The sequence below is a fragment of the Zestosphaera sp. genome, assembly GCA_038843015.1.
Taxonomy (GTDB): domain Archaea; phylum Thermoproteota; class Thermoprotei_A; order Sulfolobales; family NBVN01; genus Zestomicrobium.
On sequence record JAWBSH010000001.1, the window covers coordinates 43,218 to 56,952 of the forward strand.

Here is a 13,735-nt window from a genome sequence, read left to right on the forward strand (position 1 = left end):
GATTTGCCTTAATCTCTCTCTTCTCTAGATCCTCAGAGTCAACCACTAATGTGCGTATCTAGAAGTCACCGCAAGTCTCTGAAAAAATAATCTTAATCTCGTACTCAGCTCTTTCAACAGAGTCAGCCGCGTGAACTATATTCTCTCTTACAGAGAGGGCGTAATCCCCTCTTATAGTTCCTGGAAGTGCTTCCCTACCGTCTGTAGAGCCTATCAAGTTCCTCACTACCTTGACAGCTTCATCCCCTTCAACAACCATAGCTACTATAGGTCCGGAAGCCATGAACTTTATTAAGTCTTCGTAGAACGGCTTGCCTTTATGGACGTCGTATAGTCGCTCAATACACTCTACGGTGGGGTATATCATCCTTAAACGAGTTATTTTGAGGTCTTTATTCTCAATCCTCTTTATTACCTCGCCTATTAGTCCTCTCCTGACTCCGTCAGGCTTCACTATCACTACAGTTCTCTCCAGCAAATTCATGCCCTCGAGCTCTTCTTACCTAAGAAGTATCTAGACCACGGGACTCTCTTAGGGTCTCTGCCCAGTTTATAGTTCTTGAAACATTTGCTAGAACAGAAATGAAGGAGCGTGCCGTCATTCTTAACCAGAGTTAATCCAGTGCCTGGAGGTATTTCGCTACCGCAGAATGAACACTTATCTACTCGAACCATTAATAACCACCTTACCTCCTAGCAGTGAGTTTCCTAGCTTCTCTTTCGGTCTCTCTCAAAATAATTATGTCTCCTACACGCACAGGACCTTTCACGTTTCTCGTCAGTATCCTGCCTTTATCTCTGCCCTCGAGAACTCTAACCCTAACCTGAGTAATCTCTCCAGTAACGCCCGTACGTCCTATTATCTGGAGTACCTCAGCCGGAAACCCAAACTCCTCAGTAACTTCAGTCGGTTGTTGAGTTATGTCGACCTTCTTGCCTTCCCCACTCACTCCTCAACACCTTAAAGATGACTTGAAATACACTTATAAGTATTTCGTGTGTTACCAGGTTTAATGACTGAGTCTGTTAAGAGTAGACTCAGAAGTCTCCTGACTTATCTAAAACCTTCACACAAAAACTAATTAGGTGTTGTTTGAGCTACGATGCTTGAGTTGGCCTAGGCGCCCTTAGCTTTAAGATCTTGGTATGCTTTAGTTAATTCCTCTACTAACTCCTTAGCTTGACCGGGCTCAACTATAGCTACTGCTGCAGCGCCTACCTGAAGTCCTGATTCCTCACCTAACCTCTTCTTGCTGGGAACGTATATGTACGGTATCTTCTTTTCCTCACATAATAGTGGGAGGTGCATCACTACCTCAGGAGGCTCCACATCCTCAGCTATTACTACTATCTTAGCTAAGCCTCTCTCGACGGCCTTGGTAGTTTCGTTGGCTCCTCTCCTAACCTTTCCGCCAGTCTCTCTGGCTTTCTTAACAGCTTCATAAGCTTTCTCAGCTATTTCTGGCGGTGTCTTAAACTTTATGTGAACAGGTTTACTCATCCTCATCCCCTCTGGTCGTCGTACCAGAGATTATAGGTAACTTAAGACTTATAAGCTTTCAACGAAAATCGGGAAGTAAAGTTTTCTTATTCATGCATGAACACAGCTTCCACGAAATCTTCCTTGCTTAACGCGCGTTTACGTATCTTAACGAAACCATACCTAACTAACTGCACCTTACTCTCTGGCTCTAGCTCTCTCAATGCTGGCTCACTTAACCCACTCACTCTACGAAGATCGAGGTCTTTAGGGACTAGTATCTCTAGCTTGACATTATCTCTTGCAGGGACCCACTGAATTATAGGCATCCTAGCTTCTTTTGCTTGTTTTAGGTCTCTACCCACGTACTCACTAACTAGCACGTCTTCTCTTATCTCAACTAACCTCACATTACATAATTCCATCAGCCTAAACATTCCTGCCTTCTTGACTTCCTCTAAATCACCGCGATCTATGAGTACCCGTAGTTCCCCTGAAGAAACGTCTAGTAATATCTCCCTACTACCTAGGAAAGAGTTCTCAGGATGATTAGCTAAGACAGCTTTAGTGGGACCCGAATAATTAGAGATTCGCAACTCTATAGGGGTGAAAACAGCCATTAATCTCTTCGTATTCTTATCTATGAGTTTTCTATTTAAAGCAGCTATGTTGTCCCAGCTTATAGAAGCGTCACTCTGCTTAATACCCACATCAATGATTATCTCACGCACAGTCTGAGCCTCAATACCCCTATTTCTCAACGAAGCTATCGTGCCGAATCTAATATCAGAAGGACCCTCAAACTCGCCGGGCCTGCTAGAAATTAATTCCTTTATCTTAGACTTACTCAGAATAAGCCCTTCTAAATTGAGTCTACCTAGATTTAATACGGCGGGATAAACCCAGCCTAAGTGCTGATACACGTACCTCTGCTTAACGGTGTTGAGTGCGTGCTCCCTACCCCTGAGTATGTGCGTAACACCCATCAAGTGATCGTCTACTCCCGCAGCAAAATTATATGTAGGCCACACAACATACTTAGAACCTACTATAGGGTGCGGGTGCTTGCCCGTGTCTATAATCCTGAAAGCAACCCAGTCAACTACTGAGAAGTCCGGGTGATTTAAGTCTGTCTTTACCCTAAGTACGGCTTCACCCTCACTAAAATAGCCTGACCTCATCTTATCAAAGAGTTCTAAGTTTTTCTCAGGAGTGACATTCCTGTGCGGGCAGGCTACACGCCTCAGCCTAAACTCTCTAAAAGCTTTCTGAGAACATAAATCAACATAAGCTGCACCCCTACTTAAGAGCTCTTCAGCAACCTCATAGTATAGCTTCATCCTCAGAGACTGGATATACTCCTCATCCCACTCAACACCTAACCACTTCAAATCTTCTTTTATTTGACGGTAAGCTTCTGGAATCGGAGCCTTTATCCTAGGGTCAGTGTCCTCGAAACGTAGAATCATTACCCCGCCATACATTCTCGCGTATTCATAGCTCAGTATAGCTGGTCTAGCGTTCCCTAAGTGTATGTAAAAATCTGGATTTGGGGCAAATCTGGTTCTAATCACTCTATACTGGTCAGCTTGAGGGAGTGGCGGTAGCCTCTTCTTCTCTTCTTCTCTCCCCCTCTTCTGCTCTAACAACTCTGGAAACTCACTCATTAAGAGTTTTTTCTGGTCTTCAAAACTCAGTGAGTTGACTTCCCTGACGACCTGAGACACGTACTTAGCTAATTCTCTAGCTAGAGGCTTTAGCTCAGGATGCTCTCCTAAAACAGCACTTATGACAGGACCTTCTACAGCCTTTCCCCCGTGCTCGTAAGCGTTCTTGAGAGCTAGCCCTCTAATCAGCTTCTTAACTTCTGGGGGTATTGCTTCATTACTCACGAACGCCACCCTCCTTAATAAAGACTAAGACCTTAGAAGGTCTTGAGACAGGCACTTCATGAATTAACACTACCGAGCCTTCGAAGTCTGACCTCAAGCTTCGTACTTCTCTCTTGCTAGTTATGATGTACGCTAGCTTACTATCACGTTTAACATAATCACATTCTCGGACGTTCACGAAGACCTCACTACCGCTAACCTCAACAACGGCGAGCTTATCGCTTGAGCGAACCTCAACACATTTGTTCATGACTTCATTACAGACTAAGACATCAGGTCTCTGCGGAGACATCAACATCTCAACCAACTCATGACACTGAATACTCTTGATGTCATCACGTGTTTTAACGTAACATTTAGGTTGGTTATATGCTTCAGGAGAGTCCAGAAAACCCTTACGTGCTTCCCCAGAACTTACTGAACTCATTTTAGTAATTCCTCGCAGCAACGAAGAGAGCTAAGTCTCGTAATAAGTCTCTAGCTTCTTGATCAACAGGTCTCACCCTACTCAATGCTTCAAGACCTTGCTTGAGGTATTTATCAGCTAAGCTGTCAGCGAATTCTACAGCACCAGTAGACTTGATTAGTTCGGCCACGCTCTTAAGTTCTTCAATACTAGCATCTCTCTTTCCTAAAGTACTCATCAGTTTCTTTCCCTCATCTGAGCTCAGTTTACTCAGAGAATAAATCACTAAGACAGTCTTCTTTCCTTCTCTTAAGTCGCTGTAGACAGGCTTTCCTAACACAGACTCATCAGCAACTAAACCAAGCACGTCATCTCTTATCTGAAAAGCTATACCAACACCTTCAGCAAACTTCTCTAAATTAGTAATTTCATTTTCGGGAGCGCCTGCTAAGAGAGCTCCTATAACTAAGCTTGATTTAAAAAGTGCTGCAGTTTTTTTATAAACCATGATTAAATACTCGTCAAGCGTGACATCCCACCTGTGTTCAAACTCCATATCTAGTGCCTGCCCTTCCGCGACCGTGACGGCAGCCCAAGTAAGTTCTTTAAATGCTTTGACTAACCTGTCAGCAGGCACTAACCCAGAAAGCCTTCCTAAAGCTTCAAAAGCTTTAGCAAAGAGCAAATCACCAGCAAGTATCGCCATATCTTCACCGTAGACTGTGTGAACTGTTGGAACACCCCTGCGAAACGCGTCTTTATCCATTATATCATCATGAACTAGCGTGAAGTTATGCAAAATCTCTACAGAAGCTCCTGCACGAACTCCCACATTCTCGTCAAGCCCGTACATCCGACCACTTAACACTAAAGCTAGAGGCCTTAACCTCTTACCACCTGCTCTGATCAGATGGTATGAAGCCTCATAAAGCTTCTTAGGCTCGCCGCTGATGACCTCGCTAATTACTTTATCTACCTCGGAAGCTACGTGCCTAGCGTAACTCATTAGTTTGCTGAAGTCTTGACTCACCTAACACACCTAATCATAAGGTAAAACCTAGAATTTAAAGAGTGAAGCCTCTACTTACTAGCCATTCCCTCAAAATAGAGGTGATTATAATAGGCTTACGCCTCAGCTCTGTGAGGTCTTTACTCCCAGTCAATGCTACAAGCGCCTTAATGCCGTGAATAAACGCTTGCAGAAACTCTTCTAGGTAACCGCCGTAATAAGCCTTGAGAACAGGAGCTGCTAACCCTACTAGGTCAGCTCCTATCCTCAACGCTTTAACTGCATCAACAGAAGACCTGATACCTCCAGAACCTATGATTATAGAATCAGGAGCTGCTCTCCTAGCTTCTATTATTGATGCTGCTGTAGGGATCCCCCAGTCAGCTATGTTTGTAGCAATTAATTCTTTAAGCCTATTATTCATTCTCTGAGCTCTATACTTCTCTACTAAGACCCAGTTAGTCCCTCCTGCCCCCGCCACATCAAACAGCCTGACTCCAGCCTCGCTTAACTCCCTGACAACCTCATACGAAAGTCCTTGACCCACCTCTTTAATCATTATGGGGACAGGGAGTTCTCTAACGACAAGTCTCACCTTAGTCATTAAACCTCTGAAGTCAGGTGTTCCCTCAGGCTGAGCAACCTCCTGAGTTAAGTTTAGGTGGACAGCCAGCGCATCCGCGTTAATCATGTCTACTAATTTGCTTATCTGACTCAGGTCGTACTTCACGAACTCGTGCGCTCCAATATTACTTACTAGGGGTATGCTCTTGGCGTACTCCCTAACTATTTTGAAGGTCTGTTCAAGTCTCGGATCCTCGATAGCAGCTCTCTGACTACCAACTCCTAGAGCAATCCCAAATCTCTCAGCTACGTTAGCGAGCTTGCCGTTTATTTCTTCAGTGCCCGGCGCTCCTCCAGTCATGCCGGTAATCATTACTGGGGCTTTCAAGACTTTCCCAAGAAACGAAGTCTCTAAGTTAACGCTACTCAGGGGAATTTCAGAAGATGCCTGATGAACTAGAAACACGTACTCGAGCCAAGTAGTGTTAGGTCCCTCTACCTTCTCCTTCAAGACGACATCTACGTGTTCCAGCTTCCTCAACTGGGCCTCATTACTTAAACCCATAGAACAGACCCTACTACATTCTTTTCTTCAAGAGCATTTAATAAGTTACCCGGTATAAGACCATTAACAACGTAAACCGTCACACCCCTAATACCGAGAGATAGAGGCTTCTTCAGTTTATTAAGCATCCCTCCCGTAACGTCGGAAACCTCCCAAAAACTAGCTTCCCTCAACACGTCACTTACGTGCATATTGCTTAAGACTCGCGCATCTTCACAGAGCTTCGGGTCCTTATCGTACACACCATTAACGTCTGTAACGAAAATAACTTTCCTCAAACCTAGAGACTTAGTCAAATACCACACTATGTCATCTCCCGAAAGAACTTTCAGTTCACTACCTGAGATTATTACGTCGCCGTAAAGAACTGGCACCATGCCTGAACTTATAAACCTTTCAACCACGCTAAAATCGCATTCTCTGAATTCTACTCCCCAGCATATAGACCTGGGCGGTATCCTGACCGCCGGCACCTCAGAAGCTAGTAAGACCTCAGTTATTAAGTGATTAAGGAAGTCCATGTAAAAAGCTACTCTAGTATAGCATTGCGTGTTTATGTGACCTACCTTCTCAAGACATTCCCTAACTAGCGAGTGACCGAAAGAACCTCCCCCGTGAACTAGTATGAGCTCTTGTCTCTTATCTCCACGTAAGAAACTAGATATTTCCTCAGCAAGTCTAAACACTACGTCTGACCGGGCTGAGAAAGGTTCGTTCTTCCTCGTTATTACTGAGCCTCCTAACTTTACTACAGCACTCACTTAATAATCACCTCAACACTAAAGGCCTTGTCGATGTCTGGGAATATCAGTGCTAATCCCTTCTCACTTTTAGGTGGCTGAACACCGTAAAGAACATACCACAAAGCATTATATAATCTCAGAAACTTACTCACGTCTTTCTCTTCCCTCAGATTACTGAAGACACTGATGATCACGTTACCTGCTAAATGAGTCAAGTAGTCGATAAACGGCTGGTCAGTAAGGGACTGAAGCGCTACCTCAGAAATATCTGTTACTTCAGCGACTAAGGGCTTATCAATCTCTACGTACTCCTCGCCAAACCTCCATATGTAGGGCCTCCCAATCAAGTCAGCAAGCCTTAAACCAAAAACACTGTGAGGTAAGCCTATCTTAGAATCTATCCTCCACGCAGCTTCAATAATGTCACTGTCTAGCTTACCACCCAATAACTCTAGAATAGTATTAGTAGCATGGACATACGTATATTCTCTTAACGATTTACTTGAGGTCTTCACTCTCAACCTCAAAGAAAACTCCATATCTAGCTCCGATGAGAGGAGCTTGAGAAACTCTCTGATTCTGCTCTCAATGAATGAGGGCTCTATAGACCCAGAAACAAAAATTCTTGAAGTTTCTCTGACTACTTCAGCTTCAGTAAGTATTTCGTATGTTGTCGGAAAAAATATTATGGGGTTATGTCTGTCTGGTATAGGTATGTGGAATAAGGGGATCCATACGTAGCCGCTTCTAGTAAGCTTCACCTAACCGAAGCACCTCTCTTAAGTATAGGGGGCGCGCGACCTACTTAAGAATTCTGATAGCTGAGTAACCCACGACTAACGACTTATCGCCTGATACGTCTCCTGAGGTCGCGTATTTCAAGACTTCTACTCCAGAAGAGCCACTCAGTATAGCGTAATAGAGGAGAGTCATGACTGGCGCCACACCACACATCGTTATGTTCTTTCTTAAGACTACATCAAACAATCCTTTAGGGTCTAATGATTTTATTTTGTCTAGAACAGTCTTGTCTTTCTCGGCAGCTCTGTCGTGTGGTTCGTAGTGAGTTAAGTCTGTTGATGCTATAACTACTACGTCTCTCCCAAGCTTTGAGGAAGCTTTGAAGATAGACGCAGCTAGGTCTTCCGAGATTTCAGGTACCTGATACATGATAGATATAGGAACTATGCTTACGTCTTTAAAGAGATACTGCAAGAAAGGTATTTGAACCTCGAGTGAGTGCTCCTCGTAATGAGCCTGCTTGTCTGGCCTAGCATACTGCGAGTTGCTTATTATTTCTTTAGCTAGGTCGGCATCAATAATAGCGTGACCTAGCGGGGTCTCCCACACCCCCTCATCCCATACTGAAACTATCTCTCCAGCGCCTGTGTGATTAGGTCCTAACAAAATAAAAACGTCTGGCTTTCCCTCAGAAGCTAGTTTCGCGTATGAATGCGCTGCTACTGGACCGCTGTAGATGTATCCTGCGTGAGGTACTACGAACCCTATACTCTCCTTACTCCTAACTTCTGAGACTTTAGGGATGAAACCCGGTCCGTGCTTATGTGTGAAAGCCCATTCAATCTGCTTAATTAAGGATTCTCTTCTACCCTCATAAAAATAGCCTGCTACTACAGGCTTTCTTATACTCATTTACTTAACACCTTAGTCTCGAAGGCGTCAGGCCCTACGCTTAACTCACCTGTTGGTGGTAGAACTCCCCTCTCTCTAAGCACTTGCCTAGCGAGCAACCAGTAAATAACTGCCAGAGACTTCCTGCCTTTATTATTGCCTGGAATAACTAAATCTATATTACTCGTTTTAGAGTCTGTGCTGACTATAGCTACTACAGGTATCCCTATCCTAGAAGCCTCTATAAGTGCTTGCTGATCTACTCTAGGGTCTGTAACGACGAGTACTTCAGGCTCTATATAGATACTCAGGTTAGGATTCGTGAGTGTTCCAGGTATAAACCTACCTACAATAGACTTGCCTCCAGTCAACTCAGCGAATTTCTGGACTGGCTGGAAACCGTAGGGTCTTGCCGAAACTGCTAGCACAGCGTCTGGTCTGAAACTAGCTATGAATTTTCCGGCTATGCGGATCCTCTCATCAATCTTCTTCACGTCTATTATGTATGGTCCGTCAGGTCTCTGCCTATAGACGAATTTCTCCATGTGTTTAGTACACATGTAAGTGCCTATGTGTACACCTGCTTCTAAGTATATGTTAAGCGGGACTAGTAATTCACTGCCTGCTAGCTTCTCTCGATCAACGTCCTCACTCATGCGATTACACCTTCCTAGTATACATAACTAACTCCTCAATTAAGTCTAGGTGCGAGATAAACATCCTCCTGCAACAGTATCTCTTAACACCCAAGTCATCAAGTACTCTCCCTGGGTCCTTACCAGACTTAACACCTTCTACGAAAGCCTCCCACTTATCACCTATTACCGCGCCGCACGTAAAGCATCTCACCGGGATAACTACCATAACGCGTCACCTGTAAGACTTCTGCCTGAATCTTCTTGCAGAGTACCGCATCCACTTCTCAGGCTCCGTTCTTCTCGGGTCTCCAGCTATCATTGCCCTAGAATACTCGCTAAATATTCTCTTCAGTTCTTCACTGCCCGTGAAACTCAGTAAAGCACGTGATATTGCTGTCCTCACAGCGTCGGCTTGAGCCATAACACCGCCTCCTCTCACATAAACACGTACATCAACCTTATCCCAGACTTCCTTACCAGCTAGTAATAGGGGTTCCATCATCTTCATCCTAGCCATCTCAACAGGCCATATCTCGATAGGTACTCCGTTGATCCAGACTCTCCCCTTACCTGGTTCTACAACTGCCTTAGCTACTGCTGTCTTACGCTTACCTACTGCTATGACTATTTTTGAATCATGAGGCTGTGTCTTACTCATTTACCTCCCCTCCATCCAAGAGCCGTAGCTATCTCAGCAACAGTCACTACTCTCCTAGACCTACGAGTAGCTAGTCTAACCATCTCCTTACCCTCTAACTCCTTAGGTACCCCAACAAATACTCTTAGCTTACTTAAGTTGACCCGACCCTTATTGAAGCTTTTCGGTAACATACCTCGCACAGTATACTTGACTATGGAGACAGGGTTTCTAGGCCTTCTAGGAGAACTTTTCTCAGGATTTCTTAAGGTTCTTAGAGTAAGCCAAATCTTGTAGCCTTCAATAACTCTCTGCTTCTCACCGCTAACTACTGCTTTCTCAGCATTAACTACATAGACTTCATACCCTTCCTTTAGGAGCTGAGCTATCCTAGAAGCTAACCTACCTAATATAGCTCCCTCAGCATCTATTACGATCTCTCTCCTCGCTTCAACATCCTGTGAGCTCATATTACCACCTTAACGCCGCTTCCACTAGGATTAATGCTAATTAAGTCTTTAATACTCATTACTTGACCACCAGCATTCTTGACCTTCTCTACGGCCTTAGGTGAGAAACTGAAAGCAGCTACTACTACTCTCTTGTTTATGGTGCCGGCACCCAGAAGCTTCCCAGGAATTACCACTACCTCATTAGGTGAGGCCACTCTCTCTAATTTAGAGACATTAACTACTACTCTGCTCCTAGAAGGTCTTTCTAGGATATCAGCTACGTAATCCCATATAGGCGCCTTATACTGGTTAGCTGTCTTCCTTAATTCTCTAGTCAGTGTTCTCAAAGTAATGTTTGTAGGTCCTGTACGAGGCACCCTCACTCACCACTCTGAACTTTAATAGAGTCCAATACACTTAAAAACTTATCAAGTTTTGATATAACTATCTTCAAAGCTTCAGCCACCACAGTCTCCGGCTTTAGAGACCCGGAAGACTCTATAGTTAGGTAAAACTCGTCGTCTTTAAACCCCAACTCTATAGCGTCGGTAGGGCAGGACTTAACGCATTGCCTGCAGAGAATACATTTCTCATCATACGCTCTCACCTTACCGCCCTCCAAGACTAAAGCATCCCGTGGGCAGACCTCCACACACTTACCGCAGAGAGTGCATAAACTCTCTTTAATAGTGAGTCTTGCAGAGTAGGTTACTGTAGAGATAGTTACTGGAGACCACTTAATATGTTCTATGCCTCTCCCAAGTCTTGCGTAAGCCTCTAAAGAAATCTCTTGGTTAGGTCCGAGAACTACTATAGGTATCTTATCGTAGACGGGCCTCACGTCAGGGTCTGTAAGGGGCTTGAGGTCACCTGAGTACACAGTCTTAGTCTCGCCATCTTTTGCTGAGGCTTGAAGAGACAAAACCGCGTAGCACTCGATAGATTTTTCAGGACCTGCGCCAACACACTCCTCAGGACTCTTATACTTCCTCAGAGCTTCTTCAGAATTCAGCGGTATTAGACCTAATCTGTGAGCTATTATCTCGTCATGAAGAACTGAAGTGTTGTTGTTGAATATAACGAAATCTACAGCCATGGTTGGAACATACTCCATAGAAGCTCTCCTAATAGCGTTTAAGAGGGCTAGGGGGACTCCTTTGAAGAGAAGTTTAAGACGATTATCTCCTCTCTCAACTACTATGACAGAATAAGACACCTTACACCCTCCTACCTCTCCTGCCGCCAGGCCTCCGCGTCGTGTCGTGGGGGATGGGAGTTACGTCCTCTATACGCCCGATAATGAATCCAGTCCTGGCTAAGGCTCTAATAGCTGCTTGAGCGCCGGGCCCAGGTATCTTAGGCCCGTGGCCTCCCGGACCCCTAACCTTAATATGTATAGCGTTTATTCCCTTATCCATGGCTTTCTGAGCAGCTCTGTAAGCGATGAGCATCGCTACGTAGGGAGACGGCTTCTCTCTATCAGCTCTTACTACCATCCCTCCAGACATAGTCGCCACAGTCTCAGCACCGCTTAAGTCAGTTATGTGGACTATAGTGTTATTGAAAGAACTGTATATGTGTGCAACCCCCCACTTAAGTTCTCTAGAAGTAAAAGCCATAAATCCTCACCTACTCACTGCCTAATACTTCTCCAAAAATTTCTTCCTTCTTTATTCTAGTAGCTATAGGCGAGCCCGGAGTAAAACCAACTAACTGCTCTTCTTCTCTATTGACTAGGTAGCCAGGCGACGTCACTCTCTTACCACCGATGGATATGTGGCCGTGCACGATTAGTTGCCTAGCTTCATGAATAGTCCTAGCAAGTCCTTTCCTATACACTATAGTCTGCAACCTTCTCTGAAGAACGTCTTCAACGGTTAGTCCTAGAATATCGTCTATAGTGCCGTACTCTTTCTGAAGGAGTCCTAAGCTATAAAGCTTCCTAACTAGGTCTTTCTCTCTAACAGACCTCTCATCAGGGGTTAGAGAGAGGAGTGCCTTAGCTTTATTCCTTATATTCCTCAAGTAAGTCTGAGCAAGCCATAATTCCCTCTTATTCCTCAACCCATACTTACCTACTAACTCCATCTCTTCAACTAGCCTGTCTTTAATCCACGGATGCCCGGGCTTTTCCCACTTCCTCCTAGATTTTCTTGGGTCACCCATCAAAGACCACCCAACTACTCACTAACTCACTCCTGCTTCTGCTGTGCTGCCTTACCCTTAGTAACCCCAACTACAGGCCCTATCCTGCCCGTAGTGTGGGTTCTCTGCCCTCTCACTTTAAGACCCAGCTGATGTCTTATACCTCTCCAACTCCTCGTCTTTATCTCTCTCTCAATATCGCTTCTAGCCTCAAAAATCAAGTCTGCTGATATGAGGTGTCTATCCTCTCCTGAAGCGTAGTCTTTCCGCCTGTTAAGATACCAGGCAGGAATACCGTACTTAAGTGGATTATTTATTACGTCTTCTACTCTCCGCACTTCAGCATCACTTAAGTAGCCTATACGAGATTGAGGGTCAAGCCCGACTATCCTCGCTATAGCGAGTCCAGTATGATAGCCAACTCCCTTTATCTTAGCTAGACCGTAAGGAATAAGTAAGTCTCCCTCTACATCAACGCCGGCAATCCTCACTATATGCCTAAACCTACCCTCACTCATTCTATTATTCACCGCACACCTAGATTAAAGACTATTAACAGTATATAAGTTTTTTCAAGACTGTAGGATTAATCACGCGTCTCAGTTCTTGATTAGTCTTAAGACCTGCCCAACTAGTTTCTGGCCTATAAGGTAGCGAGACCTACTCAAGACCAGAGTTTTAGAGGTCTTACACACATAATCTAGAGCAGTAGAGGTCAGCCCTCCTTAACTGAAGGACCGGGAGTTTCTTCCTGACTTCATAAACTAACTCTACATCTATGTCTATCTCAGAGTATTTCTCTCCAACGCCTAAGTCAAGTATTTGAGTTCCCCAAGGATCGACCACGAGAGACCTCCCAGTATATTCATCTCCATACTGCACCGCGACAGCCACGTAGACGGTGTTTTCATGTGCTCTAGCCCTAGCTAAGAAAGAGAGAGTCTCTTCTTTTAGTGGGCCCTTGAACCAAGCTGACGGGACTACTATGAGTTCAGCCCCGTTGAGTGAGTAGATTCTAAAGAGTTCTGGGAACCTTATGTCGAAGCATATAGCGACTGCGATTCTTGCCTTCCCTACATCCACTACTGGAGAAACTTCCTCACCACGCATCATGTAGTCTGATTCTCGGTATCCGTAAGCGTCAAACAAGTGGGTTTTTCTATATGTGCTAGCTATCTCGCCATTAGGCTTTATCACGACGGCAGTGTTATAGACTCTAGGAGGTTCTGGACTTTTCTCAAATGTAGTAACGACAAAATAAGCGGAGAACTCGCGAGCTAAGCTACTAAAGAACTTAACAAACTCGCCTTCAAGGCCGTCCGCCATAGCGTAGGCCTCTTCAGGCCTTAACCTCACTATGTTGAAAGCAGCGTATTCAGGCAAGATAACTATGTCGGCTGTTACATCCTTAAGCAACTTACCGAGCTTGCTTAAGGTTTCGTTCTTACTAGCTAGCGAAGAGAACTGCAGTATGCCCAACCTCAACTCACGCATAACTAGCACCCCCATGAAACTCCCGTAGCTCTTATTTTAAACTTATTGACCATAGTAGATTGGTGGTCTGCGTGTGCC

General features: G+C 44.6%; 21 protein-coding genes. All 21 read right to left on the reverse strand.

Going from position 1 to position 13,735, the window contains the following annotated elements; all coding sequences use genetic code 11:
* Window positions 1-58: 58 nt before the first annotated feature.
* The 21 genes from ndk to QXL29_00330 all read right to left on the reverse strand — a co-directional run bounded on the left by ndk (window position 59) and on the right by QXL29_00330 (window position 13,657).
* On the reverse strand, window positions 59-484 hold the full coding sequence (gene ndk / locus QXL29_00230; protein ID MEM2283029.1) for a nucleoside-diphosphate kinase: 426 nt from the start codon (window positions 482-484) through the stop codon (window positions 59-61).
* Complete coding sequence (locus QXL29_00235; GenBank protein MEM2283030.1) at window positions 481-675, reverse strand: 50S ribosomal protein L24e; 195 nt, start codon at window positions 673-675, stop codon at window positions 481-483. Before QXL29_00235 ends, ndk begins: the two co-directional genes overlap by 4 nt.
* Before the next feature lie 11 nt (window positions 676-686).
* A complete protein-coding gene (locus QXL29_00240; protein MEM2283031.1) occupies window positions 687-950 on the reverse strand; it encodes a 30S ribosomal protein S28e in 264 nt (87 codons plus the stop codon).
* 167 nt (window positions 951-1,117) lie between these two features.
* Window positions 1,118-1,501 (reverse strand): 50S ribosomal protein L7Ae, encoded by a 384-nt coding sequence (rpl7ae, locus tag QXL29_00245; GenBank protein ID MEM2283032.1) that lies wholly within the window; start codon window positions 1,499-1,501, stop codon window positions 1,118-1,120.
* 86 nt (window positions 1,502-1,587) lie between these two features.
* The gene (locus tag QXL29_00250) at window positions 1,588-3,372 is read right to left on the reverse strand and encodes a glutamate--tRNA ligase (protein MEM2283033.1); all 1,785 of its coding nucleotides are present in this window, start codon (window positions 3,370-3,372) and stop codon (window positions 1,588-1,590) included.
* The gene (locus QXL29_00255) at window positions 3,365-3,799 is read right to left on the reverse strand and encodes a DUF2118 domain-containing protein (GenBank protein MEM2283034.1); all 435 of its coding nucleotides are present in this window, start codon (window positions 3,797-3,799) and stop codon (window positions 3,365-3,367) included. The genes QXL29_00250 and QXL29_00255 overlap by 8 nt, the downstream gene beginning before the upstream one ends.
* 1 nt (window position 3,800) lies before the next feature.
* The gene (locus QXL29_00260) at window positions 3,801-4,808 is read right to left on the reverse strand and encodes a polyprenyl synthetase family protein (GenBank protein MEM2283035.1); all 1,008 of its coding nucleotides are present in this window, start codon (window positions 4,806-4,808) and stop codon (window positions 3,801-3,803) included.
* A gap of 34 nt (window positions 4,809-4,842) precedes the next feature.
* Window positions 4,843-5,916: a type 2 isopentenyl-diphosphate Delta-isomerase gene (fni, locus tag QXL29_00265; GenBank protein ID MEM2283036.1), complete on the reverse strand. Its 1,074-nt coding sequence runs from the start codon at window positions 5,914-5,916 to the stop codon at window positions 4,843-4,845.
* Window positions 5,907-6,677 carry an isopentenyl phosphate kinase gene (locus QXL29_00270; protein ID MEM2283037.1) on the reverse strand — a complete coding sequence of 257 codons (771 nt, stop codon included), beginning with the start codon at window positions 6,675-6,677 and terminating at the stop codon, window positions 5,907-5,909. The genes fni and QXL29_00270 overlap by 10 nt, the downstream gene beginning before the upstream one ends.
* Window positions 6,674-7,420 (reverse strand): hypothetical protein, encoded by a 747-nt coding sequence (locus tag QXL29_00275; GenBank protein ID MEM2283038.1) that lies wholly within the window; start codon window positions 7,418-7,420, stop codon window positions 6,674-6,676. The genes QXL29_00270 and QXL29_00275 overlap by 4 nt, the downstream gene beginning before the upstream one ends.
* Before the next feature lie 40 nt (window positions 7,421-7,460).
* Window positions 7,461-8,312: an AmmeMemoRadiSam system protein B gene (gene amrB / locus QXL29_00280; GenBank protein MEM2283039.1), complete on the reverse strand. Its 852-nt coding sequence runs from the start codon at window positions 8,310-8,312 to the stop codon at window positions 7,461-7,463.
* On the reverse strand, window positions 8,309-8,947 hold the full coding sequence (gene rpsB, locus QXL29_00285) for a 30S ribosomal protein S2 (GenBank protein MEM2283040.1): 639 nt from the start codon (window positions 8,945-8,947) through the stop codon (window positions 8,309-8,311). Before rpsB ends, amrB begins: the two co-directional genes overlap by 4 nt.
* Before the next feature lie 4 nt (window positions 8,948-8,951).
* Entirely contained in the window at window positions 8,952-9,155 is a 204-nt protein-coding gene (locus tag QXL29_00290; protein ID MEM2283041.1) for a DNA-directed RNA polymerase subunit N, read from the reverse strand.
* 6 nt (window positions 9,156-9,161) lie between these two features.
* A complete protein-coding gene (locus QXL29_00295) occupies window positions 9,162-9,587 on the reverse strand; it encodes a 30S ribosomal protein S9 (protein MEM2283042.1) in 426 nt (141 codons plus the stop codon).
* Window positions 9,584-10,036: a 50S ribosomal protein L13 gene (locus QXL29_00300; protein MEM2283043.1), complete on the reverse strand. Its 453-nt coding sequence runs from the start codon at window positions 10,034-10,036 to the stop codon at window positions 9,584-9,586. Before QXL29_00300 ends, QXL29_00295 begins: the two co-directional genes overlap by 4 nt.
* Window positions 10,033-10,395 (reverse strand): 50S ribosomal protein L18e, encoded by a 363-nt coding sequence (locus QXL29_00305; protein ID MEM2283044.1) that lies wholly within the window; start codon window positions 10,393-10,395, stop codon window positions 10,033-10,035. Before QXL29_00305 ends, QXL29_00300 begins: the two co-directional genes overlap by 4 nt.
* 2 nt (window positions 10,396-10,397) lie before the next feature.
* The gene (locus QXL29_00310; protein ID MEM2283045.1) at window positions 10,398-11,234 is read right to left on the reverse strand and encodes a DNA-directed RNA polymerase subunit D; all 837 of its coding nucleotides are present in this window, start codon (window positions 11,232-11,234) and stop codon (window positions 10,398-10,400) included.
* A 1-nt stretch (window position 11,235) separates the two neighbouring features.
* Window positions 11,236-11,637, reverse strand: a complete 402-nt coding sequence (locus tag QXL29_00315) for a 30S ribosomal protein S11 (protein MEM2283046.1) — start codon at window positions 11,635-11,637, stop codon at window positions 11,236-11,238.
* Between the two features lie 10 nt (window positions 11,638-11,647).
* Window positions 11,648-12,184, reverse strand: a complete 537-nt coding sequence (locus tag QXL29_00320) for a 30S ribosomal protein S4 (protein ID MEM2283047.1) — start codon at window positions 12,182-12,184, stop codon at window positions 11,648-11,650.
* 26 nt (window positions 12,185-12,210) lie between these two features.
* Complete coding sequence (locus tag QXL29_00325; GenBank protein MEM2283048.1) at window positions 12,211-12,681, reverse strand: 30S ribosomal protein S13; 471 nt, start codon at window positions 12,679-12,681, stop codon at window positions 12,211-12,213.
* A 169-nt stretch (window positions 12,682-12,850) separates the two neighbouring features.
* On the reverse strand, window positions 12,851-13,657 hold the full coding sequence (locus QXL29_00330) for a carbon-nitrogen hydrolase family protein (protein MEM2283049.1): 807 nt from the start codon (window positions 13,655-13,657) through the stop codon (window positions 12,851-12,853).
* Window positions 13,658-13,735: the final 78 nt, after the last annotated feature.

Excerpts from the sequence above, each read along its gene's own strand:
- ndk (MEM2283029.1), bottom strand. The coding sequence starts at position 484 with ATGAATTTGCTGGAGAGAACTGTAGTGATAGTGAAGCCTGACGGAGTC.
- QXL29_00235 (MEM2283030.1), bottom strand. The coding sequence starts at position 675 with ATGGTTCGAGTAGATAAGTGTTCATTCTGCGGTAGCGAAATACCTCCA.
- rpl7ae (MEM2283032.1), bottom strand. The coding sequence starts at position 1,501 with ATGAGTAAACCTGTTCACATAAAGTTTAAGACACCGCCAGAAATAGCT.
- QXL29_00255 (MEM2283034.1), bottom strand. The coding sequence starts at position 3,799 with ATGAGTTCAGTAAGTTCTGGGGAAGCACGTAAGGGTTTTCTGGACTCT.
- fni (MEM2283036.1), bottom strand. The coding sequence starts at position 5,916 with ATGGGTTTAAGTAATGAGGCCCAGTTGAGGAAGCTGGAACACGTAGAT.
- amrB (MEM2283039.1), bottom strand. The coding sequence starts at position 8,312 with ATGAGTATAAGAAAGCCTGTAGTAGCAGGCTATTTTTATGAGGGTAGA.
- rpsB (MEM2283040.1), bottom strand. The coding sequence starts at position 8,947 with ATGAGTGAGGACGTTGATCGAGAGAAGCTAGCAGGCAGTGAATTACTA.
- QXL29_00290 (MEM2283041.1), bottom strand. The coding sequence starts at position 9,155 with ATGGTAGTTATCCCGGTGAGATGCTTTACGTGCGGCGCGGTAATAGGT.
- QXL29_00295 (MEM2283042.1), bottom strand. The coding sequence starts at position 9,587 with ATGAGTAAGACACAGCCTCATGATTCAAAAATAGTCATAGCAGTAGGT.
- QXL29_00300 (MEM2283043.1), bottom strand. The coding sequence starts at position 10,036 with ATGAGCTCACAGGATGTTGAAGCGAGGAGAGAGATCGTAATAGATGCT.
- QXL29_00315 (MEM2283046.1), bottom strand. The coding sequence starts at position 11,637 with ATGGCTTTTACTTCTAGAGAACTTAAGTGGGGGGTTGCACACATATAC.
- QXL29_00320 (MEM2283047.1), bottom strand. The coding sequence starts at position 12,184 with ATGGGTGACCCAAGAAAATCTAGGAGGAAGTGGGAAAAGCCCGGGCAT.
- QXL29_00325 (MEM2283048.1), bottom strand. The coding sequence starts at position 12,681 with ATGAGTGAGGGTAGGTTTAGGCATATAGTGAGGATTGCCGGCGTTGAT.
- QXL29_00330 (MEM2283049.1), bottom strand. The coding sequence starts at position 13,657 with ATGCGTGAGTTGAGGTTGGGCATACTGCAGTTCTCTTCGCTAGCTAGT.